This window comes from Sulfurovum sp. (genome assembly GCF_041562805.1).
GTDB lineage: Bacteria > Campylobacterota > Campylobacteria > Campylobacterales > Sulfurovaceae > Sulfurovum.
Genome location: NZ_JBFFOH010000005.1, coordinates 19,993 through 45,970, shown reverse-complemented (window position 1 = coordinate 45,970; position 25,978 = coordinate 19,993). Strand labels below are relative to the sequence as shown.

The following is a 25,978-nucleotide window of genomic DNA, read 5'->3' as shown; positions in this document are numbered from 1 at the left end:
GATATTGTTTAGAAATATGACATCAATATGACATCAACTATGTATACTGTAGCAAAAATTGCTATAGGGAGTAAATTTGATGAATAAAATAGTATCTTTTGGATTGGTTATTGGTGCGATGCTGTCGCTTGTTGGCTGTGGAGGTAGTTCTACTACTACTTCTTCGGATGTTGTTGCAAAAGGTGTAGGAACATATAATGATTCTGCAGTAAGTGGGGTTTCGTATACTTGTGGTACAGAAATAGGAGTAACAGATGAAAATGGTACCTTCACATTTGATATAGGTCAATCTTGTACTTTTAGTATAGAAGATATTATATTAAGTATTATAGATTCTTCCTCATTTGAGGATGAGAATGCTACGATTCTTGTAGAAGATATAGCCGTGGCACAATTCTTACAATCTATAGATTTAGATGGTGATGCGAGTAATGGTATTACTATTACACCAGAGATTATAGACGTCTTGAGTGAAGGAAATATCACTACACTTCCTGATACTATCGTAGAATTGGAAGAAGCAGTGGCACTTTTAGAAGCGGCAGCTGCAGAAGATAATAGTACGCTTGAATATACAGGTACAGTGGTCCCTGAAGCAGAAGCAGTAGCACACTTGGAAGAGACAAAAGCTACACTTGATGTAACGGCTCCTGTTATTACTATAGATGGATCAAATCCACTTTTTGTTACTCAATATGCAAACTTTAGTGCTCCAGAATCTAATGTTACAGACGATTTCTATGATGATATCAATGCAACAGTGACTGGTCTTGGTCTGGTGGATGCAGCAGTACCAGATACGTATATACTTACCTATACGGCTGTTGATGGTGCAGGAAATTCAAGTAGTAAAGAGTTAACGGTTATAGTACAGGATATAACAATTCCTGTTATTACATTAATTGGAGATAACTTTGAAGATACACTTTTAGGTGGAAATTATGTTGAGTCAGGTGCAACAGCATTGGATAACACTGATGGTGATATCTCAGTTAATATAAGCATAGATGCATCAGCTGTAGATACAAATACGCTTGGTTCTTACGTAGTAACTTATAATGTACAAGATGCTGCAGGTAATGCGGCAACACAAGTGACAAGAACAGTTAATGTTATTGACACTGTTGCTCCGGTTATTACATTAGTTGGAGATGCAGTTGTTAATCTTTCTGTGGGAGACAGTTATGTTGAAGCGGGTGCAACTGTAATGGATAATTCAGGTGAAATTATTGTTGCTCAAATAACTGGTGTGGTAGATACAGCTACTCCAGGTACATATACTGTGTATTACAATGCGAAAGATGCTGCAGGTAATGTGGCAACACAAGTGACAAGAACTGTCAATGTTGTAGATGTAGTAGCACCTGTGGTAACACTTAGTGGAGCTAATCCACAAACATTAGAGGTAAAGACTGATTATGTGGAGCTTGGCGCTACGGCGACAGATACAGTAGATGGAACACGTGATATTACTATAAATACTACATTGGTAGATATGAGTACATTGGGAAGTTACATAGTTACTTATACGGCAACTGATGTGCAGGGTAATGTAGGAGATGCAACTAGAACAGTAAACGTAGTAGATACTACAGCCCCTGTCATTACACTGACAGGATCAGCAAGTATTACTCTTATTGAAGGTGAAGTATTTGACGATCAGGGTGCAACTTGTACTGATAACTATGATGCAGAATGTTCTGTTACTGCAAGTGGAACAGTGGATACAGCTATAGGAAGCTATACGATCACGTATAGTGCTACAGATAGCAGTGGAAATGCTACCACAGAAGTAAGCAGAACAATAAACGTTGTCGAAAATACTGCACCAGTATTTACCTTGCCAAGCACATACTATATGGATGTAAGATTCGATACTCATTATGATAATGGACAAGCGTACAGTCAATTTGAAGCAGAGCAATTTAATTTTTCTGCTGTTGAGTTTTCTACTGCAGAGTTGGTTTTTGTAAACGGTGAATTTATCTTAGATCCAACTGTAAATAATACAGGTTATGTATTGGAGAATGGAGTGTGGGTACCTGAAACTGATACTATGACGATAGTACTCTCCGTAAATGATACGGTAGCTACTCTTGATGGTATACATAAACTTACGATATCTTCTAGCCAAGATATTACGGATGAAATTGTTAACATTGAGGGGACAGAGGCAAATGTTACTATGCCATCTGGTGCTGAACGTGTATCGATGGTACATGAAATAATCACAGATGAATATGGAATACATGAACAAGCCCGTACTAATGGACTTACAGGAAATGAGTTTTATTTGTCTTTAGTTGAAGTAGTACAATACCAGTGTGGTACTCGTTGGTTTACAGATGCGAAAGAAGGAAGCGGTATTGTAGGTATATCGTTTACTTGTGGTCAAGAAACTCAAACATCTGGTACTTTAGTGGGTGTTCAAAGTGATAACACGCTCGTACCTGATGTTGGAACATGGGAGATTATTACTTTACCAGGTTCATCTATGCAAGCTATTGTAACAACTATAGATGCGGCATATCAAGCATATAATGACACACCATTATTTGCCGAGAACGGAGATGCTCAAATATGGAGAGGATGGCATAATGCTGTTGGAATGATAGAAAATATGACACTTTATAACCAAGTAGCATTTGATGCGATGAGTGACAAAATCATTGAACTTGAAAGTACTATCCCGATGACAGAAGCAATGCTTACTGGAAAAGTATTTTATACAGATGGAGGTAGCGATTTTGAACAAATTTCATTTATTTCTTCATCAGAAGTAATCTTTAGAGAGATATTAATAGCACAAGATGGTAGTATTATTTTTGATAGTGGTTCTAGTCCATCCTCTTATATTATTAATTCTTTAGGAGAAGTAGTTATTACTTTCGATTCTGGGGATACAAATACGTATAAATTAATAAGCATGACTGATACTCAATGGAATATGGTTAAGAATAACGTGATAGATAGTCCATACAATACGTGGTTATTTACAGCGCCAGTAAATTTTCCTTCTTCTAATGTAGTTGATCTTTTGACACTTTTAGAAGGACAGACAAAATACTTTGCAAATTCATTAGGTGGAACAGGGTTTAGAACATATGCAACAGATGGAAACTATACTGGAAGTGTAACACTTGCTGATGGTACGACGTTTGCAACGAGTGGAACATATGACATTGTAGATAATATTCTCACAATTAATCGTGCAAGCCCATCACCATCAACTTTGGTATTGACATACTTAGGTGAACAAGCAGGAGGATTAGGGTTTGACATTACTGTAGATGGTGGACCTGTATTCCAAGTGATTTCATTTGCAACTGAATCTGAAAGAGATGCTTATCTGGCAAGTCTAGGAAGTAATATTTTTATCACTGAAGCTATGTTGACTGGGAAAACTTTCTACGATACCTTTACTCAGTCTGATGGAGGAATTTGTTATGCTAATATGACACTTTCTGCTATAAGTGGCACAAGACATGAAATTTGTACAGCACCCGATGGTACTGTAATAACAGATGATGAATTTCCTTTTCCTGTTCAATTGTTAGATGGAAAGGTTATAGCTGATGCAGGTGATGCTTTTTATATCTTTACACTTACTGCAGAAGATGCAACAGCATGGACTCTTTTCGAAGAAGAGGATTGGGGAAAGGATGGAGTTATTGATATGACAGGGATAATTACATGGTACCTTTCTAAGCCTATTGACTTTCCTTCTACTCTTTAAAATTAAAGAGCAATAGTTTTTTTGGCTATTGCCTTTTCTTTCTTTTGGTTATCTAATATCTAAAAGATATGTACCGTTAGCCAAACAGTACCTGGCTGTGTACTTAAAATACGATGGGGTGTTTTTGAAGGAATAAAAAGTGTATCTCCTTTTGAAAGTTCCTTCTCCTCATTATCTAGAAGCAGTGTAGCCTGACCCTCAAGTACAACAAGCCATTCATCTTCTTCCTGCGCATACTCTGTTACTTTTAAGTCATCTGAACTTACGATCCGGTTGATCTTGATATTTTTATGTTCGAGAAGAGTGGTGAGGGTTTCACCACTTTGAGGGGTTAAATAGTCGTAAATATTCACTAGTATGTCATCTGTAAACTATCAACATCATGCCAGCTCATACTTTTTTCAGAGCTTCTGTGTGCCAGTATATGGTCTATGTATCTAGCAAACACATCGGTTTCAATATTCAGTTTTGTCCCTATTTTGTAGTTTTTCATCAAAGTTTCTTTAAGTGTGTGAGGGATGATGGTGAGCCTGAAGTTGTCTTTTCCTACATCGTTGACCGTGAGTGAGATACCATCGATAGTGATAGACCCTTTAGGGACGATGTGTACGATATATTTCTTGTCAACAGTGATGATAAAGTCAGTGGCATTTTCACGGGGAGTGATCTGCGAAACAGTACCGACACAATCAACATGCCCCTGTACGATATGGCCTTCAAAACGATCATTCATCATCATGGCAGGTTCCATGTGTACCGCACCTGAGATCTTACTTTCATCTATGATCGAACGTGTTTCGTCTGCCAGTTCAAGGTCGAAGCCGTCACTATGAAGTTTTATCACAGTGAGACAGACACCGTTTATGGCAATGGAATCACCAAGTTTAGCCGGATGTTTTGATTGGATGGTCAAGATGTTATTTTGATAGCTTTTAACAGTAGCAATTTCACGAATTAAACCTGTAAACATAGACTCTCTTTTTTTGGATATAATTCGATTATTATAGCAAAATATATATTTTTTCTTGTTCCTTGCTTCAGCATACGAATAAGAGGTAAGGTTTTTTATGAATTATGATGTCATTGTCATCGGTGGGGGACATTCGGGTATAGAGGCTTCCTTAGCATCTGCACGTATGGGCAGTCAAACATTGATGATCACAATATTAGCAGAACAGATAGGGGCTTCTTCATGTAACCCTGCCATAGGCGGACTGGCAAAAGGTCACTTGGTAAGAGAGGTAGATGCACTTGGTGGTGAAATGGGTCTATGTACAGATAAAACAGGTATACAGTTTCGCACACTCAATGCTTCTAAAGGACCGGCAGTAAGAGGAAGCCGTGCACAAATAGATATGGATCAGTATCGTATCTATATGCGTAATGTAGTACTTAACACGGATAATCTTGATGTAAAACAGGAGATAGCTGATGGTCTTGTGATAGAAGAGGGTGAAGTCAAGGGGGTTACGACACAACTTGGTAACACGTACACTGCATCTAAAGTCATTATTACAGCAGGAACATTTCTCAATGGCCTCATTCATATAGGGGATAAAAAACAAACTGCAGGAAGACAAGGTGAATTTGCTTCTGTAGAATTGGCTGAGTACTTACGTGGTTTAGGACTGAATATCGGTCGTCTGAAGACAGGAACCTGTGCACGGATAGATGCAAAATCTGTAGATACTTCAGTGATGGAAGTACAGCCGGGGGATACACCACCACCGCCTTTTTCTTTTAGAACAGACAAAAAGACATTTAATCCTACACAGTTGCCTTGTTATGTTACTTATACAAATGAAGGGACACATGAGATCATCGAGAGTAATTTCTACAGAGCACCGATGTTTTCAGGACAGATAGAAGGTGTGGGACCACGTTACTGTCCTAGTATAGAAGATAAGATAAGCCGCTTTAGAGACAGACCCAGACATCAAATATTTGTAGAGCCTCAAACCATCGATGAGACTGAGTATTATATCAACGGTATGAGTACATCATTGCCTATTGATGTACAACTTGAGATGGTGCGTTCTGTTGCAGGTATGGAAAATGCAAAAATCGTACGTTACGGGTATGCCATAGAGTATGATTTCATACAGCCAACTGACCTGAAACATACACTTGAAACGAAGAAGATAAAAGGGCTTTATACTGCTGGACAGATCAATGGTACGACTGGATATGAAGAAGCAGCAGCACAAGGACTTATGGCAGGGATAAATGCTGCACTGAGCATACAAGGTAAAGAGCCTTTTATCCTTGGACGTAATGAAGCATATATAGGGGTACTGATAGATGACTTGGTAACCAAAGGAACCAAAGAGCCATACCGTATGTTCACAAGCCGTGCTGAGTACAGACTGCTTTTGCGTGAGGACAATGCAGATATGAGACTCTCTCATTATGGAAAAGAATTTGGACTTTTGGATGATGTTTATATGAAACAGTTTGAAACCAAGAAAGCGGATCTGGATCAAGCCTTAGATTACTTAAGGGTCAATCATGTAACACCGACGAAAGAGTTCTTAGCGAAACTGGAATCTATAGGTGCAGTAAAAATAAACGACAGAACCTGTTGGCTTGATGTGATAGGTCGTGGAGATTTTAACAGAGAAAAACTTGTGACACTTTTGCCAGATTTTGACAAGTATGATGATGAGGTGATAGAACAAATTCTTGTAGAAGCGAAATACAGCCGTTATATTGAGAAACAGCAACAACAGATCTTACAGATGGGTGATATGCTTAAGATTAAAATACCAGAAGGTTTTGCCTATAGCCATATTTCCGGATTGAGCAATGAAATAGTTGAAAAACTTGAAATAGCTACACCGCCTACACTGTTTGCTGCGTCTCAAATATCAGGTGTGACACCTGCGGCATTAGAGATCATCCATGTACATATAAAAATGGCTCAAAAAGGAAAAAGATAGATACTGTAGATAAATTTTATAGTGATAAACTCAAAATTCATTTAGAGATTTGAGAGAAAAGAGTAAAAATAAGATAAAAAGTTTGACGATAAAACTATAATATTAAAACAATAAATTATAAAAATTATAAATTAAGACTATATTTGTCTTAATTTAATTACGCTAAATTTCCCCTAAAATTCGCTATTTTAATCACTTTTTAACCATAACTTACTATAACTTTTATATAATAAGACATTATATTACTATTCATTTGCGCAATTGCGATTATTGTACGATTATGAAAGTGTAGTATTCTATGCATAAAATGATTTAAAAGAGAGGAATAATATGGGGAATGAACAAAAAGGTCGAAGAGACTTTATGGGTATGGCTTTAGGTGCATGTGCTGCAGTAGGTGGTGTAGGTGCTCTTTATGCTGCTAAACGTACATGGGATCCATTGCCGAGTGTCAAGGCAGCAGGTTTCACTACAATTGATCTAAGTGGTGCAAAACCAAATGAACTTATTGTTGAAAAGTGGAGAGGGAAACCTATATTTGTTTTGAAAAAAACAGCAGATATGGAAGCAAATGATAGAGATGTTGTTATCGGTACAGATAGATTTCATGTATCTATAGGACTTTGTACGCACTTAGGATGTATTCCTGCGTATAAAAATGACACGAAAACATTTTTCTGTGCTTGTCATGGTGGTGTATTTGATGTTTCTGGTGTGAATGAACCTGGTCTTCCACCACCAAGTCCATTGGAAATTCCTCCATTTAAAATTGCAGGGACAAAGCTAATATTGGGTGAAGAAGGTCCTGAATATAAACAAATGCTAGCTGCTGGCATCTCGGTATAAGGGGGAGTTTATGGCACATTTTGAAAAAGCAAAAAATCTGAATGAGTGGTTGGATCAGCGTTTAGCTGTCAATACCATTAAAAAAGTGATGAACACTGAGTATTGGATCCCAAAAGACATTAACTTTCTATGGGCTATGGGAATGGTATTGGCAGCGACATTTGGTATCCTTGTCGTTTCTGGTATCTTCTTACTTATGTACTACAAACCAGATACAAACCTGGCATTTGATTCTGTAAACTATACGATCATGTCTGAAGTAGGGTATGGATGGTTCTGGAGACATGTTCATGGTATCGGTGCATCTATTGTATTCCTTATCATTTATATCCATATGTTAACAGGTATCTATTATGGTTCATATAAAAGAGGTAGAGAGCTTATCTGGCTTTCTGGTATGGGACTTTTTGTTGCATTCTCAGCAGAAGCATTCTCTGGATATATGTTACCTTGGGGACAAATGAGTTACTGGGCTGGTATGGTTATCACAAACCTATTCTCAGGTGGATCTCTTGAAGCATATGGCTTGGTTGAGTGGATACGTGGGGATTACGTTCCTGGAGATGCATTCTTAACACGATTCTTTATGTTGCATGTATTTCTTTTACCATTGGTGATCATTGGGCTTATCGTACTTCACTTTGGTACACTTAGAATCCCACATGTAAACAACCAAGAGGGTGCAGATATAGATTTTGCAGAATCTGCAGATCTTTGGAAAGCAGGAAAGAAAAAAGAGTCTAAAGTTATTCCATTCTCTCCAGTATTCCTAAGTAAGGATGTCTTTGTAATGGGTGTATATTTTATACTCTTCTTTTACCTGGTATTCTATAACTTTAACTTTGCGATGGACCCGGTAAACTTTGACCCTGCAGATGGTCTTAAGACACCTGCACATATCTACCCTGAGTGGTATTTCTTATGGTCATATGAGATCTTACGTCCATTTGGAAAAGATGCCGGTCTGATCGCATTTGGTATTGCGCAGGCAGCTTTCTTCTTCTTACCATTTATAGACAGAAGTCCAAATGTAGCTCCAGCACATAAAAGAGGACTTTTCCAAATTTGGTTCTGGGTATTGGTTGTCGATATGATCGCACTTACTGCGTTAGGTAAACTACCTCCGACAGATCCAACATTTGCCTTCTTGGGTGTGGTTTGTGCATGGTTATTCTTGGCAATGGGGCCGATCTTGTTCATTATTACAATGTTTGAGAAAAAAATAAAGAAAGGAGCATAACATGAGAGAATTAAAAATATTAGCAGTTGTTGTCTTCTTTTCGTTGTTAACATATTATTTGGTGGAGCCTTATGCACACCATGAAATGCATAAAAAAGTAGATGCACAAGGAAATGAAATTGTCATTGAGAGTCATGGTTTTACCTATGATGGCACAGATGATATCGCTGAGGCAGAACGTGCAGGAGATACAGCAAGAGTAGCTGTTAAAAAAGCATTCTGGGCTGATGTAGCAGAAGTGGCTAAACTTGAAGGTAATGCAGCAGCCGGTGAAGCTGGTTATGGTATGTGTATGGGTTGTCACAATGGTGCAAATATGAACATGGGTGGTGTTATACCTCCAAATCTTGATCATGCAGGTGCGATTTATGATAAAAACTATTTGATAGCATTGATCAAAGATCCTGCGATGGCATCAAATGTTGACCATAAATATGCAGATACAATGATGCACCCAATGGGTTCTATCAAATCGATGATGAGTGACAATCAGCAGATCGCTGATGTGGTGGCATATATGCTTGAGCATAAAGCAGGAGAAGTAACACCTAAAGAAGCGTATATGGAAGCGTGTGTAAGATGTCATGCTGTACGTTACGGACAAGTCACACAGTTAGGTGATACACCATCATTTAAACATGAAAAAGATGCACTTGCACATAAGATCAAAGTGATTGACGAGCAGGATGCTGTGAAAGCATATATGGGTAAATTACCTCCTGATCTCTCTATGATCATTAGAGCAAGAAGTCATCACTTTATGGAGACATTTATAGAAAATCCACAAAGTCAATTGGCTGGTACATCTATGCCTAGAGTTGGATTAAATAAAGAAGGATATGAAAAAGTAGAAGCATATCTTACTGAAGCAGGTGATCCAAGCAAAGCAAAAAGAGAAGCGCTTGGACCGATCGTAATCGGTTTCTTTATCCTCTTTACACTTCTTGCATTTTTATGGAAGAAATCACAATGGAGAGATTTACATTAACAGGCCGTGATGGAGCTTAGCTCCATTTTGTCTCGTGTGAAAAACTTTCCATTTAGGTAATTTTCTTTACATGAGGTTATTGACACTGAGTCTACTTCATCAGCAGGCTCATGTAACTAGTTACGTTTAATCATCTAACCATTTAGGACAGGGTAATACCTTGTCCTTACTTTCTTGATATACATCACCCCTTTTTTATCTACATTTAGATACCCTAAGAAAAATTATTAAAAAAATTATATATTGGATTTTATATGCTTATAGATGGACATGGCCGAAAGGTTGATTATCTTCGTATTTCAGTAACAGAACGTTGTAACTTCAGATGTCAGTACTGTATGCCGGAAAAACCTTTTTCATGGGTCCCTAAAGAAAACTTACTTACATTTGAAGAACTTTTTTTATTTGTAAAAGTAGCCATAGATGAAGGTGTGACGAAGATCCGTCTGACTGGTGGAGAACCTCTGTTAAGAGAAAACCTGGATACTTTTATCAAAATGATATCTGATTATAAACCGGATATAGACTTGGCTTTGACCACTAATGCATACCTCTTACCTGGAGCAGCACAACGGCTTAAAGATGCAGGATTGAAAAGACTGAATATCTCATTGGACTCACTGCATGCAAATGTGGCCGCAAAGATAGCAGGTAAAGATGTGCTTTCACAGGTACTTAAAGGGATAGAGAAAGCGTTAGAAGTAGGATTGAAGGTCAAGATTAACATGGTACCGCTTAAAGGTATTAATGATGGTGAAATATTGGATCTTTTAGACTATTGTAAAGTACGTAATATTAAGATTCGTTTCATCGAATACATGGAAAACAGACATGCTGATCAATCACTCAGAGGTATGCATGGCAAAGAGATACTTGAAAAAGTAAAAGAGGGTCATACGATTCGTGCTTTGGGACGTGAAGGTGCCAGCCCATCATTCAACTATGCACTTGAAGACGGTACAGAGTTTGGACTTATAGATCCGCATAAACATGATTTTTGTGAAAATTGTAACCGTATCCGTTTGACTGCAGAAGGTAATCTTATTCCATGTCTCTATTTTGATGAAGCAATGAGTATTGCTGAATCAGTGAAAAAGGGTGATATTCAAGGTGCAGCAAATGTCTTGGCCCAGGTACTTAAAGACAAACCCAAAGAGAACCGTTGGACTGAAGATAATCCCAATGAAGAAAAAGAAATTTCAACACGTGCTTTTTATGAGACCGGTGGCTGATGTTTTATCTTACTGAAGAGTTTTTTTCGATCCAGGGTGAAGGGAAATATGCGGGTGTACCTTCGTATTTCTTACGTACAGGTGGCTGTAATCTAAACTGTCCCGGCTTTGGTGCAAGTTATGAAGTCGATGGTGAAGTACGTTATGGATGTGACACTTATTTTGCTGTAGACAGTGCTTATGCTAAGTCTTGGACAAAAGTCGATGACAGTAAAACACTGATCGACAAACTTAAAAATGAATTTAGTGCGATAGGGTATAACCCACATATGGTCATTACGGGGGGCGAGCCCTTAATGTATCATAGTGATAAAGTATTTTATGCAGTGATCCAATGGTTGGTTTCTGAAGGGATTGAGATCACTTTTGAAACCAATGGTACGATCGAGATAGATTTTGAAAAGTATCCGGCCTATAAATCATGCATCTTTGCACTCTCATTAAAGTTGGCGAATTCAGGTGAACCTGAAGAGAAACGTATCATTCCTCAGGCACTTCGATCTATACGAGATCATGCCAAAGAAGCTTTTTTAAAATTTACCATTGATGCGTATCTGGTAAAAACTACAGCAGAGGATGAGATAAAATCTATAAGAGAAATCTTACCGAAACTTTCTGTGTATTGTATGCCTGTGGGTGAAAGCAGAGATACCATTTGGAAAAATGACAAAGCTGTTTTTGAATTTTGTATGAAACATAATTTTAAGTACAGTGACAGACTGCATATACGTGTTTTTGATACTACGCAGGGTGTATAACCTAAATTTTAGTTAGCTTGGTTAAAATCAGGTAAATATACTCCTAGTTGAGGAAGAGACATGTTAATTAGAAAACTTTTTAAATTTGAAAATGCACATATTGTGCGTGACTGTACAACGCAACGCTGTAGTGAAAACATCCATGGACACTCTTATAAAATTGAAGTACTTTTGGAGTCAAACTATCTTGACGACGGGCAAATGGTATACGATTTTGGCCTGACAAAACGGTATATCAAAGAACTCATAGACTCTTTTGACCATGCGATCACTCTTTGGTCAAAAGATGATACAAGTTATGTAGAAGCGATGAAAACGTATAGTAACAGATGGGTGGAACTTCCAGTTTCTCCTTCGGCAGAACAGTTTTCCCGTGTGATCTATCTTCTTGTGGAACGTGTTTTGGCATGTACAGATATGCAAAACGGTGAGAGAGAAGTAAAGCTTCACAGTATCATCGTGCATGAGACCGACACGGGCTATGCACAAGGATTTAAAGAAGATGCCCATAGTAAACAGATGGGTAGGATTAAGCTTGAAGATATCGTATTTTCACCTCAGGTACAAAGTGAATGGAGTGACAGTACACTTTGGGATAAGCTGCTCAATCATACTTTGATTAAAAATCCTACAAAAGTTTAGATTCCTTATTTTTAGCTATAATATTTTTATTAACACAATAAGGATAGATTATGAAAAAAGTAATATTTTTTTCTTTTGTAGCAGCAAGTGTATTGTTTACAGCCTATGCAGAAGAAGCAAAAATAGTAGAAAAAACCACAGCAGTAAAAACAGAAGTTGAAAAAACTGCAGCACCGTTAGTATCACCAAAAAAACCAAAAGCAGCAGAGTGTGTAGAACCAGCAAAACCAGCTGAAGCAGCAAAAGCAGCATCTCCTGCATCAGCGGCAACGCCAGCGGAATTGGCAAAACCGGTAAAACCTGCTGAAGCAGCAAAGACAGCAGTTCCAGCAAAGCCTGTACCGGGATCTTGTCCACCAGAAGCAACAAAACCGGCAGTCAACTAAATATAAAGGATAGATCATGAAAAATATAACATTACTTTCTCTTGTAACAGCAACTGTGTTGTTTACAGCATGTGGAGAAGAGACAAAAAAAGCAGCAGCGGAAGTTAATACAACTAAAGTAGCAGAGGCAGTTAAAAAAGATACTGTAGATGCTGTAGACGCAGCTAAGATAAAGATAGCTGAGGCAGCAGAATCAGCAAAAGTAGCGGCAGCGGAGATGGCGGCAGAAGCAAAAGTTGAAGCGGCAAAAATGGCAGATCAAGCGGCAGCAAAAGCCACAGAAGCAAAAGTGGCAGCGACAGAAAAAGCAGCAGAGGTAACCGAAGCAGTCAAAGAAAAAGCATCGGAATTAACGGAATCTGCAACAGCTGCTATTGCATCAGTAACATCAGAAACGCCTGCAGCACCTGCCGCTGTTCCAGAAGTGCCTTCAGCACCAGCTGCTGTCTCAGCAGTACCTCCTGTATCACCAGCAGCCTATGCTACATGTAAAGGATGTCATGGTGCAGATGGTAAGACAAAAGCACTTGGTAAATCAGCAGTTATTGCCGGTCAGGACAAAGCAGCTATTATCACTTCTATGAATGAGTACAAAGCGGGTACAAAAAATGTAGCGGGTATGGGTATGCTTATGAAGGGTCAAGTGGCATCAATGTCTGATGCAGATATTGAAGCAGTAGCTGAATATCTTTCACAGATAAAATAAAATTTAGAGGGATGAAAAAGTCCCTCTTAAGTAAATCAACGCGTAAAAAAATCTTCTTTTTCAGAAGCAGTTAATTCCCAACTTATCGGTAGTATTTTCACAGTTTTTCCTTTTTCAAGGATCGAAATGTCCGGTATTGTGATGAGCATAGCATTGGCTTGCTCTAACGGTGAGATCATACCGGGAAGTTGTTTGGTGAACGGCATAAATGTATTTCCATCGAATGTACCTAGTCTTACAGTATGTTTACCTGCTCTTAGTGTGAAGTCTTCTTTCATCTGTGTGGATATCGTATGATGATAATAGGCATTCATACCAGACATTTTACGTACGGCAGCGCGTACAAACATTTCATAATTTACCATAGATGCAAGAGGATTACCAGGCAGGTTGATGACAGCGGTTTCTCCTATAGTCCCAAAAGCTGTAGGCTTTCCTGGTTTGATATCTACTTTATCAAAGTGTAGTGTCATACCTAAGTTTGTAAAAGCCTCTTTGGTGAAGTCTCTGTCTCCCATACTGATACCGCCAGATGTGATGATAATATCTGCATTCAGAGCAGATTTGATAGCAGAGGTCAAAGACTCCATAGTGTCACCAGAGCTTCCTATGTATTGTACTTCGCAGCCCAGTTCTTTGGCACGTGCTAAGAACATAGGTGTATTTGAATTGTAGAGTTGATGTGGGGCTATTTTTTCAAAGTGTGGACGTAATTCATCTCCTGTACCAAATACAGCAACTTTGATTTTACGTGTCACTCGTAGATGTGTCACCCCTTGGCTGGCAAGCAATGCAATGGTGTATGCCGTAACTTTCTCTCCTTTATGCAGGTAGACAGAACCACTCTTAATGTCTTCACCCGCATGTCTTATATGTCCATCTTTTTTGATCTCTTCGGGTAAGGTGACCTGCATGTCATCCACAGTCACGTTCTCTATGGGGATGATTGCTTCACAACCCTTTGGGATAGGTGCACCTGTCATGATCTTAATGGCTTTTGTCGCCTGAAGTGTCATCTTTGGATCATCTCCGGCATAGATAACATCTGTACATTCCACGGTACTGTCTGCATCTGAACATTTCACAGCATATCCATCCATAGCAGAGTTGTCAAAACGCGGTAGATCAAATGTAGCGAAGGAGTCTTCACTCATTACACGTCCTAATGCCATCTCTATAGGTAGTATCTCAGAGCTTACTACGGAGCTGTTTTTATATATAATATCAAGCGCTTGAGTGATAGAAACAGGCATCTTTACCCTTTAAAATTAAGTTAGGATGATTATAACTAAATAGGGTATAATCCACTTTTAAACAAATCAAAATTACAGGAAATTTATATGATAGCAGAGATGTTGGCAGCGCATAGTATTTTAGTGAAAGTTTTTTTAGGCTTTTTGGTTGGAGGATTATTGATCCCTCTGATGACAGCAAAAAATCCATTGGGATTCAGAAAAGCAAGTTTTATCTATACGATGATCTTTCAAGCGATCACTACGATGATAGCATTTGCAGGTATTGTAGCTGTTTTTGCAGGTGACTTAGGATGGTCAATGAGCACTATAATTATGGTTGTGGTTTGGGCTGTATTGATGTATACAGAGATCAAGAAGTATAAGCTTATTAAATTAGCTAATCTTCAAAACCCTGACACACATAAGTTACTTAAAGGTGCATTCTTGAAAATATCTTCAGTGCAGATCTTACTTGTTGCTGTCATGGTGGTACTTATGGTACTCAAGGTTAAAGGTGTAGTTACATTATAAGACGCCATCTAAGCAAAGCTCAGATGACTACGTTGACACTGCGTCCTGCTCCGCTATACACTATGATATACCCCAAGGGCATTTCCGTTGGGCACTTCAGCAGTGGACTCACTGCACTGGTGCAGTTTAAGTGAGACCCTACATAAGGATTATGAATGTTATATCTTTATCATAAAGAGGCTGGTCAGCCTCAGCTTACTCTTGTTGGAGATGAACATCGTTACATTTTCAAAGTACGAAGACATAAGGTAGATGATACTCTGTATCTTCGTAACCTTGAAGACGGACTCCTTCATCGATATCTCATTACCTATCTCGACAAACGCGCGGTCAACCTTGACCTGCAAGAGAGTCAGACACTGGAAATTAAAGCAAAAGTACCGTTACATATAGGTTGGTGTGTCATTGACCCTAAAAACATTGAAAAAGTCTTGCCCTCATTGAATGAAATGGGTGTGGATAAAATTACTTTTATCTACTGTAATCGGTCTCAAAAAAGTTTTAAAGTGGATTTCAAACGTTTGGAAAAGATACTTCTTAATTCATCTCAACAGTCTGGACGAAGTGAAATGATGCAGTTAGAGATGGTAGAGGATCTAGAGAGTTTTTTGAAGATAAATCCGAAAAGCAAGATGTTGAACTTTTCTGAAAATAGTGTAGATCCACAAGAAAATATAGAGACGATTGTCATAGGTTGTGAGGGTGGTTTTCATGAGAATGAAGTCGCACTGTTCACGTCTGAAAATATTATTGGGTTTGATACGCCTTTGGTTTTAAAGAGTGAGAGTGCAGTGTGTGCTGTGGCTTCCAAATTGCTTTTATAATAATTTAAAAATATTTTGCTATAATTTCGCCCTATATTGTCTCGCCAGAGAGCGTTGCAATAACCCTTTTTCTCAGAGAAAGGAAGAGTCATCGACTAGAACAGGCTTGTTACCTGTCACCAAATAAACTAAAAGGTTAGAAAATGAGAAAAGAAATTCACCCAGATTACGTTGAGTGTGCAGTTTCATGTGCATGTGGTAATAAATTTGAAATTAGAACAGATAAAGCAGAGATGAGTATTGATATTTGTAATGCATGTCATCCATTCTTTACAGGTTCTGAAAAAATTCTTGATGCTGCTGGTAGAGTAGAGAAGTTTAAAAGCAAATATAAATTAGGTTAATCCTAATGACATAGAGGGCATCGCTCTCTATGCTTGCACTTATGCTAAGTTTGCTTGAACATTTAGCAATCACTTATTCTCTTCTCAAACATTAAAAGTATTTATTATGTTAACATTTATCCCTACACCTATTGGAAACCCACAAGATATTACGATCAGAGCTATGAAACTTTTTGAAAAAGCAGAACTCTTTTTATGTGAAGATACACGTCAAACCAAACGGCTTTTACGTTTACTTGAAGAGCGGTTTGATATGACGTATCCTGATGCAGAATTTTATTCTTTTAATGAACACAATGGTGAAGAGAGACTTGAAGAGTTTGGCTCTAGTTTAGAGGAAAAAGAGGTGGTGTATGTCAGTGATGCTGGAATGCCGGTTATCTCTGATCCCGGACAGATACTTGTAGCGTATGCACAAGAACATAACCTGCCTTATGATGTACTCCCCGGAGCATCTGCAGTTACCACTGCTTACGCTGCAAGCGGTTTTGAAGAAGGAAAGTTTCTTTTTTACGCGTTTTTACCTCATAAGGGTAAAGAGAGAAGCTCTGCGCTGAGTGAAGCGATGAGCAATGGCTACAATACTGTACTGTATGAAGCGCCTCATCGTTTGGAAAAGCTTTTAAGTGAGATTTTGATCTTAGATGAAGATAGAGAGCTTTTTTTAGCTAAAGAGATCAGTAAAAAGTATCAAAGATATTATAGGGGTACGGCTAGATCACTCAATGAACAGTTCAAAGAATTGACCATACGAGGTGAGTGGGTAGTCATCATAAAAGCACAAAAAAGTGCAGAGAAAAGTCTTAGTTTTACTGAGGTTTTAAGCTTGGATCTACCCCCTAAACCTAAAGCAAAGCTTCTTGCCCATCTTAGCGATAAAAGCGTTAAAGAATGGTATAGTGAACTCACGCAAACTACTTAACACCTTAAAAGCAAAAAAAAGGTAAAATCATCTCTATGATTATATATGGAAAACAAGTCTGTTTACATGCTCTAGAGCAGCATTCAGAGAAAATAAAAACCGTTTATGTTGCTAAGAAAGGGATACTCCCTAATGATCTATTTCATAAATATCACGATAATATCAAATTCTTAGAAGAGAAGTGGGCACAGTCTATGAGTAAAGGTGGAAATCACCAAGGCTTACTTGTAGAGATGGTTGAATTCGAACAAAGTTCTCTGCCTGAGATCAAAAAGAATGATTTTATTGTGGTACTTGATGGTTTAACGGATGTAGGAAATATCGGTGCCATTGTACGATCAGCATATGCGCTTGGTGCAGATGCTATCATTGCTACAGGAGTGAAGCAACTTAACTTCGCTGCCATTGCACGTACGAGCTCTGGTGCCATGTTAGATATGCCTTTTATGATAGCATCTAATATTTTAGATACATTTAATGAACTGCAGCAATTAGGATTTACCTTTTATGGTGCCTCTATGGATGGGGAAAATGTGCAAGATATAACATTTGACACAAGACGTGTACTTATTTTGGGAAGTGAAGGCAAAGGACTTTCCAAAAAAGTGATGGCGAAATTAGATCATAAGGTTTCAATAGAGATGAAACATTCATTTGATTCTTTGAATGTGAGTGCTGCTGCAGCGATTTTAATACATAGGATGGGTTATGCAATTAAATGAGATTCTTGAAGAAAACACGGTAAAAAGTATCAGTCAAAAGACCAAGATATCTGAAGATAATCTTGAAAATCTTTTAGCCAGAAACTTTGAAGTTCTAATGAAGATCAAAGCTTTAGGGTTTATCTCTATTTTGGAGCGAGAATATAAAGCAGATCTCAATGCACTAAAGGAAGAGGCACTTACATATTATTCTTTGCATAGTGAAGACCATGCCTTTAGTGTGGGCGGCCCTATGGAAGAGGAAAAAAAGGGAAATTCAAAGCTATTTTTGCTAGTGGTGTTGGCGCTTCTTGGATATGCCTCTTGGTATTTTTTTACGCAGTTTGATAAAAAACATTTGAGTGAACTGATTCCTTTTATGAATGAGCAAATGATAGAAACGACTGAGGTAGAGACTGACGAGACGAAAAAAGAGGTCACTGTAGAAGATCTAAGTATTGCTAATGTAATGATCAATGATACGAATACAGTGGTAGAAGAGAAAGTAGAAGATCTTGTTGTGGAAACAAGTACACAAATGAGTGAATCTCTTGAGAAAGAAGTGAATGTTTCCGTTGAACCTGTAACTCAATTTTAGTACAGTGTGGATAGGGAAAATGAAAAAAATTTTAAAGCGAGAAAAGCATGTTTGATGAAATTCAATTTGATAAGATAAACCGATTACCAAAGTATCTTTTTGCAGAGATCAATGATCTTAAAATGGAATTAAGAAGAAAAGGAGAGGATATCATAGATTTTTCTATGGGAAACCCTGATGCTTCTACACCACAACCTATTATTGATAAATTATGTGAAACAGCACAAAAGCCAAAAACACATGGGTACAGTGCAAGTAAGGGAATTTACAAACTTAGACTGGCTATGAGTAAGTGGTATAAACGTAAATACAATGCAGATCTGGATCCTGATACAGAGGTTGTTGCAACCATGGGAAGTAAAGAGGGGTATGTGCACCTTGTACAAGCCATTTCAAATCCTGGTGATGTGGCTATCGTTCCAGATCCAACCTATCCGATCCACTCTCAGGCATTTATTTTGGCAGGAGCCAATGTAGAGAAGATGCAACTTATTTTTAATGAAGATACATTTGAAGTGGATGAAGATAAGTTTTTGGCTGATGTAGAAGAACATTTGGACAATTCTATTCCAAAAGCAAAATTTTTAGTCGTTAACTTCCCGCATAATCCAAGTACGGCAACAGTAACACCTCAATTTTATGAGAGACTTGTAGCACTTGCTAAAGAGAAACGTTTTTATATTATTTCTGATATCGCTTATGCTGACATCACATTTGATGGATATACAACACCGTCTATCATGAGTGTTGAAGGTGCTAAAGATGTAGCAGTTGAGTCTTATACACTTTCAAAATCATATAATATGGCTGGTTGGAGAGTAGGTTTCATTGTAGGGAATAAAAAACTTATCGGTGCACTGCAGAGTATCAAGTCTTGGTTGGATTATGGTATGTTCACACCTATTCAGGTAGCTGCAACAGTGGCACTTGATGAGCACGGGTATATTCCTGATGAACAGATCATCCCTCGTTATCAAAAAAGACGTGATGTAATGATAGAAGCCTTTACAAATGCAGGTTGGCCATTGGCAAAGCCAAATGCTTCTATGTTTATCTGGGCAAAAATTCCTGAGATAGCAAGAGAAATGGGTTCTTTAGAATTTGCAAAACAGCTTCTGATTCATGCGGATGTTGCTGTAAGTCCTGGGATAGGGTTTGGAAAATATGGTGATGAATACGTACGTATTGCACTGATAGAAAATGAAAATCGTATCAGACAGGCAGCACGTAACATCAAAAAGTACTTAAAAGAACTGGAAGAGGCAAAAAAATAATGGTTAAAATAGGAATCTTAGGTGTCGGTACTGTTGGTGCAAGTGTTGCGAAGATACTTGAAGAAAATGCCGATATTATCGAAGCAAGAGCCGGGAAAAAGATCCTCGTAAAATCAGGTGTGGTAAAAAATCTCTCTAAAGACAGAGGGGTAAATATCAAGCTCAGCGATGATCCACTAGATGTGGTCAATGATCCTGAGATAGATATTGTTGTGGAGCTGATGGGCGGGGTTGAAGAACCGTATGCCCTTGTTAAAAAGGCACTTGAAAATGGTAAAGCAGTGGTGACGGCAAATAAAGCACTTCTTGCATACCATCGTTATGAGCTTCAGACCATTGCAGGTGATATCCCTTTGATGTATGAAGCAAGTACGGCTGGTGGTATACCTATTATCGGTGCATTGCGTAATGGACTCTCTGCGAACCATATAGACTCGATTCAAGGTATTATGAATGGTACATGTAACTATATGCTTACCAAGATGATCAATGAAGGTGCACAGTATGATGAAATTCTTAAAGAGTCTCAGGAATTAGGATATGCAGAAGCGGATCCTACTTTTGATGTCGGTGGATTTGATGCTTCACATAAATTACTTATCTTGGCAAGTATCGCCTATGGGATAGATGCAAAACCTGAAGACATCCTTATAGAAGGTATAGAAAATATCACACAAACAGATGTAGACTTTGCCAAAGAGTTTGGTTATGAGATCAAGTCTCTCGGTATTGCTAAAAAAGTGGGTGAAGGTGTAGAGCTTAGAGTACATGCTACGATGATACCTCAATCGTCTATGATAGCCAAAGTGGATGGTGTGATGAACGCTGTTACTGTGGTAGGTGACCGTGTAGGTGAGACGATGTATTATGGACCTGGTGCGGGTGGTGATGCTACAGCGTCAGCAGTGATAGCTGACATTATAGATATCGTTCGCGGAAATCAGGGACCAATGCTTGGATATAAAAAAGGTTTAGAGAGCGGACTTAAACTTCTACCAAAAGAAGATATTATGACCCAATACTATCTTAGACTGGAAGTAGACGATCAAAGCGGTGTACTTGCCGCGATCACATCAACACTTGGAGAGTTTGATATCTCTATAGAAGCGATGCTTCAAAAACCTACTACCAATGATGAGATAGCCAAACTGCTTTTTACGACACATGTCTGTAAAGAGAGTAAAATGCAAGATGCTATCTGTGCACTAGGTAAACTTGATGTGGTTCATGGTGAAATAGCTATGATGAGAATTGAGAAGTAAAAGGAACCCCGATGGCAAAAGATCACTATTTTGATATAACGGCTAAGCTGGACATGATGGAGCTGAAAAATGCGCTTATCATGGCAGAAAAAGAAGTGGCTACACGTTTTGATTTTAAAGGATTGGTAGCTGAATTTAATCTCAATGAGGCTGCTAAGACTTTGAGCCTTAGTGCTTCTACAGATTCTAAGATTGATGCGCTTAAAGATATACTTATCTCTAAACTTATCAAAAGAGGCATCGCAGGTAAGTCTCTTGAAGAGGTAAAAACCGAAGGTATTTCCGGTGGTAACACTAAAGTGATCTACCGTATCGTCGATACTATTGATAAAGATGAAGCAAAACAGATCGTTAAAGCCATCAAAGATCTAAAGATAAAAGTAACACCATCGATTCAAGGTGATGAGGTACGTGTATCTGGGAAGAAGATAGATGATCTTCAGACTGTGATGGCTGAAGTGAAAACTTTGGATCTGAAAGCGCCGTTGGTGTTTGGGAATTTTAAATAGATTTATTTTTTAAATTGCCTTAGATATTAGAACTGAGGCGTTGTTTCTCTCTTCGTTCACGGCGTTTTTTTAGAAAAAACGAAGCAAAAAATCATCGTGGCTCTCGAATCGCTTTGCTTACGAGGGCGCTCGCCACGACAGGGCATACTTGGTGTGATTAATGGGCGGACTGTTCTATGAACAGTGTCCACCACCACAGCATCCGCCTGAAGCAGCAGCTTGTGGTGCTTTCATAGCGATAGCAAAATCATTACCATTTTCACTAAGTTCAAAACCATGTTTACCACAGAATTTTTCATTCATATGGCTTACCATACCTTGTGCTTTGATCATCGCATCATCTTTGTTATCAAACGTAACATTGTTTTCTAATTCACTTCTTTTGAAGCATCCACATTCTTGAGCTATATTTACAGTTGACATTGTAATCCTTTTTGTTTAATTTGACCGATAATAACAGAGAAAGATTAATAAGAACTTGATTATAAGCTAAATAAGATAATTTTACTCTTATTTAGCGTTATTGTACCACGGAAGTGGCAAATAAGTTAGGCTTGTATTTGACTTGCTTTTATTTTTTTGATGTTTAGAAGCATGAAGATTGAAGTGATGAGCGCTACGAAGAAGAGACCTACAAAAACATAAAGTGTGCCAGAGTAGCTACCCGTTGTGTCTTTAACATAGGCAATAATAATAGGTCCTGCAAGTCCTGCTAAGGCCCATGCAGTTAGAATATACCCATGAATAGCACCAAGCTCTTTTGTACCAAAAATATCACCTATATAGGCTGGAACAGAAGCAAATGCTCCACCGTAGCAGGTCATGATATAGTAAACCAAAATAGTAAATAATAGTACACTTGTCACTGTTGTGAGTAGATAAAAAGCAATGATCTGTGTGATAAAGAAAATGATAAATACAACAGGTCTGGTAAGGTAGTCAGAAACACTTGCCCAGATAATTCTACCTGCACCATTGAAAATACCCATAAGACCTACAGCTGAGGCTGCGGCTAAAGCAGAAATACCAATGACCTCTTGTAAGAGTGGAGAAGCTACAGAAATAATGGCAATACCACATGTTACGTTGATGAAAAGCATGATCCATAGCCCATAAAATCTGGCAGTCTTGACAGCTTCATTACGTGTAATGTTTACCAGGTCTTCTTTGATCTTCTTTTTACCTGCGTTGATAGCATTACTTAGACGTTCAGGCATATAACCTTCTGGAGGATTGGCAAGATATTGTGCTGCTGTAAACATAATGATGAAGTAGATAGAACCTAAGATGTAAAATGTTGAAGATATACCTACGGCATCTATAAGTATTTTAATGGCAGGTCCTGAGATGGCAGAGGCAAAACCAAAGCCCATGATGGCAAGTCCAGTTGCCATACCACGTCTGTCTGGGAACCATTTAACAAGCATGGATACAGGAGAAATATACCCTATACCAAGACCAGCTCCACCTAGAACACCATAGGTAAGATAAAGAAGTATTTTTGACTCCATGTAGATAGCCAGACCAGAACCTACAGTCCCTAGTCCAAATAAAACAGCTGCAAGTGTAGCAGCAACCCGAGGTCCTTTACTCTCTACAAACTTACCCATAAGAGCAGCAGATAAACCCAAAAAGAAGATAGCAACAGAAAATGTGATGGTTACATCTGTAAGTGTCCAGTTCATTGTGGACTGTATAGGGTTTACGTATACGCTCCATGCATAGACAGAGCCTATACAGATGTGAATTGCCATGGCAGCCAGAGCCATGAACCAGCGATTTTTAACTTTTGTAGTCATTTAATATTCCTTGATCTTGATTGCAGGGGTTATATCTAAGTTATCAAAGTGTATATTGTTATCATAAGAGCTTTTTTGAAACAAGCACATTCATTTTTACATTAATTGTAAATCCTTTTGATATAATTCGATGAATATTAACAAGAGTTACTTAAAACATCTTGATTTTAAACCTAACTAGGATAATTTTACTCCTAATTGTGAATAAAAGGTAAATTATGACAAAAAAAGTTGATAACGACTATGAAGTAATTGACAGCGTATGTGCATATTGCGGGGTTGGTTGCGATATTGCTGCGCATGTTGATACAAAAGAAAATAAAATTAAAAAGATCTTTGCACATCCTGATGGTGCTACATCAGAAGGAAAACTCTGTATTAAAGGAACTCATGGTTACGATTTTGTTGATTCAAAAGAGAGAATCAATGTACCCCGAATTCGTAAAAGTTTTTTAGAGAAAAATCCTAAAATTAAAGTAGCGATAGCAGGTAGTCTAACTGATTTAGATGATACATGGTATGAGACTGATCTGGACTCTGCTACAACTGCTGGAGCGATGAAGCTTAAAGATATTCAATCAAAGCATGGTGAAAAATCAGTATGTTCACTTGGTGGAGCTAGAAGCTCTTGTGAGAGCGCTTACTACTTTCAAAAGTTTACCCGTTATACACTCAATTCCCCTCATGTTGACAACTGTGCAAGAGTCTGTCACTCTCCATCGCTTAAAGGTATGAGACTTACAATTGGTGAGGGAGCTGCCAGTAATCCATTTGATGATATCTATAAAACAGAGTTTATGATCGTGATGGGCTCAAATACGACTGAAGCGCATCCAATTGTTGGTAACCGTATGATCAAAGCCGCACAAAATGGTACGCCAATCGCATGTTTTGACGTGCGTGAGATCAAGCTTCATAAGTTTTCAAAGTATAAAGCGGTTACGCCACATGAATCAAATTTACTTGTTTTAAACATGATAGCTTATACCATCATTACCGAAGAGTTATACCACAAAGATTTTATAAAAAATAGAACGAAGAATTTTGAACACTTTAAAGAGAACATCTTAAAGGATCCATATGCAAATCCGGAATTTTTTAGAGATGTAGCAGGGTATGAGTATTTAGCTGATATGCTTCCTGAGATAGCTCGTGAATACGCGACGAAAAAATCTCTCATTCTTTGGGGACTTGGAATTACAGAACATGTTGATGGTTCATATGCTGTGATGGCCATTGTTCACCTTGCACTTATGACAGGTAACATTGGTAAAGACGGAGCAGGGGTAATGCCTCTAAGAGGTCAAACAAATGTGCAAGGAGCTTGTGATATGGGGATGCTTCCATACTATGCCCCTGATTATCAAGCACCAAAAGAGGTTGGTCTTATGACACCTCAATTAGTTGATGGAATGCTTGAAGGAACTATAAAAGGTGTGCTAAATATTGGTGAAGACCTTACACATATCCATCCAAATATCAATAAGCTTACAAAAGCGTTTGAAAACTTAGAACTTATCTTTGTTCAAGAACTTTTTATGACAGATATAGCGCGCCGTGCAGATATAGTTGTAGGGGTAAAATCAGCATATGAGAAAACAGGTATCTATATCAATGCGATGAGAAAAGTACATCTCTCAACACCTTTAGTAAAATCTGACTTGCCTGATGATTGGGAAGTGATTAAACTTCTTGATGATAAAATGGGTGGAGATTTTGGTTTTGAATCATCAGAAGATATCTGGGAAGATGTGAGAAAAACTGCGACAAATAGATTTACAGGTGCTTCGTATGAGGTGCTTAGAGCAAATGAAAAACAGGGGATTTCGTGGCCGATCACTGAAGATGGAAAGGGCACTCCAGTACTTCACAGAGAAGACTTTAGAACACAAGATGGAATTGGCGCATTTAGATACCATGGCTATACGCTTTCGGGTATGGTCGAAGAGATCATCAACAAAGCGCTTAAAGGGTATCACCTAACTACGGGAAGAATTATGGCTCACTATAATAACTCCGCTCAGACAAAGTACACTGAAAAATTGATGAAAAAACATACGCAAGATATCTTACTTGTGCATGAAGATGACGCAGCAGAGTTTTCTACTGAGAAAGTTATCTTAAAAACTGAATACGGAGAGACCAATCCACTCAGAGTAAAGTTTACAGATAAAGTTCGTCCAAAAACACTTTATACTACATTTCATCATGCGGATTCAAATTTAAACTATATTTTTGGTGATAAGAGTGATGAGCTTATTATGACCGCTGCCTTTAAATCAATTCAAGTTGATGTTATTCCTGTAGGTGAGTAAATCGCTTTAGGGTAAATTTTGAGGTCGCAATTTGCGACCTTAGAGACTCTCTTATTCTTCTTTGACTCCATTCAATTTTCTTTAACCATTTCCTTATAAAACCTTCTATATAGAAGGTTTTATAAGGTTTCCTATGGGAGGGTACAGATTTATGCCTTGCAAACGTCGCTACAGCGATAAACGTTATAAAA

The 25,978-nt window shown here is 38.2% G+C and carries 25 protein-coding genes; 20 read left to right on the top strand and 5 right to left on the bottom strand.

Going from position 1 to position 25,978, the window contains the following annotated elements:
• Positions 1-79 precede the first annotated feature (79 nt).
• On the top strand, positions 80-3,736 hold the full coding sequence (locus ABYK33_RS01545) for an immunoglobulin-like domain-containing protein (RefSeq protein ID WP_373031144.1): 3,657 nt from the start codon (positions 80-82) through the stop codon (positions 3,734-3,736).
• Between the two features lie 59 nt (positions 3,737-3,795).
• On the opposite strand, the gene ABYK33_RS01540 is transcribed toward ABYK33_RS01545, so the two are convergent.
• Positions 3,796-4,089 (bottom strand): cupin domain-containing protein, encoded by a 294-nt coding sequence (locus ABYK33_RS01540; RefSeq protein ID WP_373031143.1) that lies wholly within the window; start codon positions 4,087-4,089, stop codon positions 3,796-3,798.
• Entirely contained in the window at positions 4,089-4,706 is a 618-nt protein-coding gene (locus ABYK33_RS01535; protein ID WP_373031142.1) for a riboflavin synthase, read from the bottom strand. Before ABYK33_RS01535 ends, ABYK33_RS01540 begins: the two co-directional genes overlap by 1 nt.
• A 97-nt stretch (positions 4,707-4,803) precedes the next feature.
• Between ABYK33_RS01535 and mnmG the strand changes: the two genes are divergently transcribed.
• The 9 genes from mnmG (at position 4,804) to ABYK33_RS01490 (ending at position 13,473) form a co-directional block, all read left to right on the top strand.
• Positions 4,804-6,675, top strand: coding sequence for a tRNA uridine-5-carboxymethylaminomethyl(34) synthesis enzyme MnmG (mnmG, locus tag ABYK33_RS01530; protein ID WP_373031141.1), 1,872 nt, complete (start codon positions 4,804-4,806; stop codon positions 6,673-6,675).
• Between the two features lie 330 nt (positions 6,676-7,005).
• Positions 7,006-7,521, top strand: a complete 516-nt coding sequence (locus ABYK33_RS01525; RefSeq protein ID WP_373031140.1) for a Rieske 2Fe-2S domain-containing protein — start codon at positions 7,006-7,008, stop codon at positions 7,519-7,521.
• Positions 7,522-7,531: 10 nt separating this feature from the next.
• The gene (locus tag ABYK33_RS01520; protein ID WP_373031139.1) at positions 7,532-8,761 is read left to right on the top strand and encodes a cytochrome bc complex cytochrome b subunit; all 1,230 of its coding nucleotides are present in this window, start codon (positions 7,532-7,534) and stop codon (positions 8,759-8,761) included.
• A 1-nt stretch (position 8,762) separates the two neighbouring features.
• On the top strand, positions 8,763-9,749 hold the full coding sequence (locus tag ABYK33_RS01515; protein WP_373031138.1) for a c-type cytochrome: 987 nt from the start codon (positions 8,763-8,765) through the stop codon (positions 9,747-9,749).
• Positions 9,750-10,003: 254 nt separating this feature from the next.
• Positions 10,004-10,981, top strand: a complete 978-nt coding sequence (gene moaA, locus ABYK33_RS01510) for a GTP 3',8-cyclase MoaA (protein WP_373031137.1) — start codon at positions 10,004-10,006, stop codon at positions 10,979-10,981.
• Positions 10,981-11,739: a 7-carboxy-7-deazaguanine synthase QueE gene (locus tag ABYK33_RS01505; RefSeq protein WP_373031136.1), complete on the top strand. Its 759-nt coding sequence runs from the start codon at positions 10,981-10,983 to the stop codon at positions 11,737-11,739. The genes moaA and ABYK33_RS01505 overlap by 1 nt, the downstream gene beginning before the upstream one ends.
• A gap of 60 nt (positions 11,740-11,799) precedes the next feature.
• Positions 11,800-12,381: a 6-pyruvoyl tetrahydropterin synthase family protein gene (locus ABYK33_RS01500; protein WP_373031135.1), complete on the top strand. Its 582-nt coding sequence runs from the start codon at positions 11,800-11,802 to the stop codon at positions 12,379-12,381.
• A gap of 50 nt (positions 12,382-12,431) precedes the next feature.
• Complete coding sequence (locus tag ABYK33_RS01495; RefSeq protein WP_373031134.1) at positions 12,432-12,767, top strand: hypothetical protein; 336 nt, start codon at positions 12,432-12,434, stop codon at positions 12,765-12,767.
• Positions 12,768-12,783: 16 nt separating this feature from the next.
• Positions 12,784-13,473, top strand: a complete 690-nt coding sequence (locus ABYK33_RS01490; RefSeq protein WP_373031133.1) for a c-type cytochrome — start codon at positions 12,784-12,786, stop codon at positions 13,471-13,473.
• Between the two features lie 35 nt (positions 13,474-13,508).
• On the opposite strand, the gene glp is transcribed toward ABYK33_RS01490, so the two are convergent.
• A complete protein-coding gene (gene glp / locus ABYK33_RS01485) occupies positions 13,509-14,726 on the bottom strand; it encodes a gephyrin-like molybdotransferase Glp (RefSeq protein WP_373031132.1) in 1,218 nt (405 codons plus the stop codon).
• Positions 14,727-14,813: 87 nt separating this feature from the next.
• On the opposite strand from glp, the gene ABYK33_RS01480 reads away from it, so the two are divergent.
• The 9 genes from ABYK33_RS01480 (at position 14,814) to ABYK33_RS01440 (ending at position 21,673) form a co-directional block, all read left to right on the top strand.
• A complete protein-coding gene (locus ABYK33_RS01480) occupies positions 14,814-15,239 on the top strand; it encodes a hypothetical protein (RefSeq protein WP_373031131.1) in 426 nt (141 codons plus the stop codon).
• A gap of 155 nt (positions 15,240-15,394) precedes the next feature.
• The gene (locus ABYK33_RS01475) at positions 15,395-16,063 is read left to right on the top strand and encodes a 16S rRNA (uracil(1498)-N(3))-methyltransferase (protein ID WP_373031130.1); all 669 of its coding nucleotides are present in this window, start codon (positions 15,395-15,397) and stop codon (positions 16,061-16,063) included.
• A gap of 143 nt (positions 16,064-16,206) precedes the next feature.
• Positions 16,207-16,407, top strand: a complete 201-nt coding sequence (gene rpmE / locus ABYK33_RS01470) for a 50S ribosomal protein L31 (protein ID WP_373031129.1) — start codon at positions 16,207-16,209, stop codon at positions 16,405-16,407.
• Between the two features lie 106 nt (positions 16,408-16,513).
• Complete coding sequence (gene rsmI, locus ABYK33_RS01465) at positions 16,514-17,329, top strand: 16S rRNA (cytidine(1402)-2'-O)-methyltransferase (RefSeq protein WP_373031128.1); 816 nt, start codon at positions 16,514-16,516, stop codon at positions 17,327-17,329.
• 35 nt (positions 17,330-17,364) lie between these two features.
• Positions 17,365-18,051, top strand: a complete 687-nt coding sequence (gene rlmB / locus ABYK33_RS01460; protein WP_373031127.1) for a 23S rRNA (guanosine(2251)-2'-O)-methyltransferase RlmB — start codon at positions 17,365-17,367, stop codon at positions 18,049-18,051.
• Positions 18,038-18,628 (top strand): hypothetical protein, encoded by a 591-nt coding sequence (locus ABYK33_RS01455; RefSeq protein ID WP_373031126.1) that lies wholly within the window; start codon positions 18,038-18,040, stop codon positions 18,626-18,628. The genes rlmB and ABYK33_RS01455 overlap by 14 nt, the downstream gene beginning before the upstream one ends.
• A 47-nt stretch (positions 18,629-18,675) precedes the next feature.
• On the top strand, positions 18,676-19,902 hold the full coding sequence (locus tag ABYK33_RS01450) for an LL-diaminopimelate aminotransferase (RefSeq protein WP_373031125.1): 1,227 nt from the start codon (positions 18,676-18,678) through the stop codon (positions 19,900-19,902).
• The gene (locus tag ABYK33_RS01445) at positions 19,902-21,164 is read left to right on the top strand and encodes a homoserine dehydrogenase (protein ID WP_373031124.1); all 1,263 of its coding nucleotides are present in this window, start codon (positions 19,902-19,904) and stop codon (positions 21,162-21,164) included. The genes ABYK33_RS01450 and ABYK33_RS01445 overlap by 1 nt, the downstream gene beginning before the upstream one ends.
• Before the next feature lie 11 nt (positions 21,165-21,175).
• A complete protein-coding gene (locus ABYK33_RS01440; protein WP_373031123.1) occupies positions 21,176-21,673 on the top strand; it encodes a YajQ family cyclic di-GMP-binding protein in 498 nt (165 codons plus the stop codon).
• A gap of 174 nt (positions 21,674-21,847) precedes the next feature.
• On the opposite strand, the gene ABYK33_RS01435 is transcribed toward ABYK33_RS01440, so the two are convergent.
• A complete protein-coding gene (locus ABYK33_RS01435; protein WP_373031122.1) occupies positions 21,848-22,096 on the bottom strand; it encodes a hypothetical protein in 249 nt (82 codons plus the stop codon).
• A 125-nt stretch (positions 22,097-22,221) separates the two neighbouring features.
• Positions 22,222-23,472, bottom strand: coding sequence for an OFA family MFS transporter (locus ABYK33_RS01430; RefSeq protein WP_373031121.1), 1,251 nt, complete (start codon positions 23,470-23,472; stop codon positions 22,222-22,224).
• A gap of 218 nt (positions 23,473-23,690) precedes the next feature.
• Here ABYK33_RS01430 and ABYK33_RS01425 point away from each other — a divergent pair, with 218 nt between their 5' ends.
• Entirely contained in the window at positions 23,691-25,787 is a 2,097-nt protein-coding gene (locus ABYK33_RS01425; protein ID WP_373031120.1) for a molybdopterin oxidoreductase family protein, read from the top strand.
• Positions 25,788-25,978: the final 191 nt, after the last annotated feature.

Bases quoted from the DNA above. Each gene is read 5' to 3' on its own strand.
- ABYK33_RS01515 (WP_373031138.1), top strand. From the start codon at position 8,763: ATGAGAGAATTAAAAATATTAGCAGTTGTTGTCTTCTTTTCGTTGTTA.
- ABYK33_RS01455 (WP_373031126.1), top strand. From the start codon at position 18,038: ATGCAATTAAATGAGATTCTTGAAGAAAACACGGTAAAAAGTATCAGT.
- ABYK33_RS01490 (WP_373031133.1), top strand. From the start codon at position 12,784: ATGAAAAATATAACATTACTTTCTCTTGTAACAGCAACTGTGTTGTTT.
- ABYK33_RS01440 (WP_373031123.1), top strand. From the start codon at position 21,176: ATGGCAAAAGATCACTATTTTGATATAACGGCTAAGCTGGACATGATG.
- ABYK33_RS01505 (WP_373031136.1), top strand. From the start codon at position 10,981: ATGTTTTATCTTACTGAAGAGTTTTTTTCGATCCAGGGTGAAGGGAAA.
- rpmE (WP_373031129.1), top strand. From the start codon at position 16,207: ATGAGAAAAGAAATTCACCCAGATTACGTTGAGTGTGCAGTTTCATGT.
- mnmG (WP_373031141.1), top strand. From the start codon at position 4,804: ATGAATTATGATGTCATTGTCATCGGTGGGGGACATTCGGGTATAGAG.
- ABYK33_RS01495 (WP_373031134.1), top strand. From the start codon at position 12,432: ATGAAAAAAGTAATATTTTTTTCTTTTGTAGCAGCAAGTGTATTGTTT.
- ABYK33_RS01445 (WP_373031124.1), top strand. From the start codon at position 19,902: ATGGTTAAAATAGGAATCTTAGGTGTCGGTACTGTTGGTGCAAGTGTT.
- ABYK33_RS01425 (WP_373031120.1), top strand. From the start codon at position 23,691: ATGACAAAAAAAGTTGATAACGACTATGAAGTAATTGACAGCGTATGT.
- ABYK33_RS01525 (WP_373031140.1), top strand. From the start codon at position 7,006: ATGGGGAATGAACAAAAAGGTCGAAGAGACTTTATGGGTATGGCTTTA.
- glp (WP_373031132.1), bottom strand. From the start codon at position 14,726: ATGCCTGTTTCTATCACTCAAGCGCTTGATATTATATATAAAAACAGC.
- ABYK33_RS01500 (WP_373031135.1), top strand. From the start codon at position 11,800: ATGTTAATTAGAAAACTTTTTAAATTTGAAAATGCACATATTGTGCGT.
- ABYK33_RS01480 (WP_373031131.1), top strand. From the start codon at position 14,814: ATGATAGCAGAGATGTTGGCAGCGCATAGTATTTTAGTGAAAGTTTTT.
- ABYK33_RS01535 (WP_373031142.1), bottom strand. From the start codon at position 4,706: ATGTTTACAGGTTTAATTCGTGAAATTGCTACTGTTAAAAGCTATCAA.
- ABYK33_RS01520 (WP_373031139.1), top strand. From the start codon at position 7,532: ATGGCACATTTTGAAAAAGCAAAAAATCTGAATGAGTGGTTGGATCAG.
- ABYK33_RS01430 (WP_373031121.1), bottom strand. From the start codon at position 23,472: ATGACTACAAAAGTTAAAAATCGCTGGTTCATGGCTCTGGCTGCCATG.
- moaA (WP_373031137.1), top strand. From the start codon at position 10,004: ATGCTTATAGATGGACATGGCCGAAAGGTTGATTATCTTCGTATTTCA.
- rlmB (WP_373031127.1), top strand. From the start codon at position 17,365: ATGATTATATATGGAAAACAAGTCTGTTTACATGCTCTAGAGCAGCAT.
- ABYK33_RS01475 (WP_373031130.1), top strand. From the start codon at position 15,395: ATGTTATATCTTTATCATAAAGAGGCTGGTCAGCCTCAGCTTACTCTT.
- ABYK33_RS01435 (WP_373031122.1), bottom strand. From the start codon at position 22,096: ATGTCAACTGTAAATATAGCTCAAGAATGTGGATGCTTCAAAAGAAGT.
- rsmI (WP_373031128.1), top strand. From the start codon at position 16,514: ATGTTAACATTTATCCCTACACCTATTGGAAACCCACAAGATATTACG.
- ABYK33_RS01450 (WP_373031125.1), top strand. From the start codon at position 18,676: ATGTTTGATGAAATTCAATTTGATAAGATAAACCGATTACCAAAGTAT.
- ABYK33_RS01545 (WP_373031144.1), top strand. From the start codon at position 80: ATGAATAAAATAGTATCTTTTGGATTGGTTATTGGTGCGATGCTGTCG.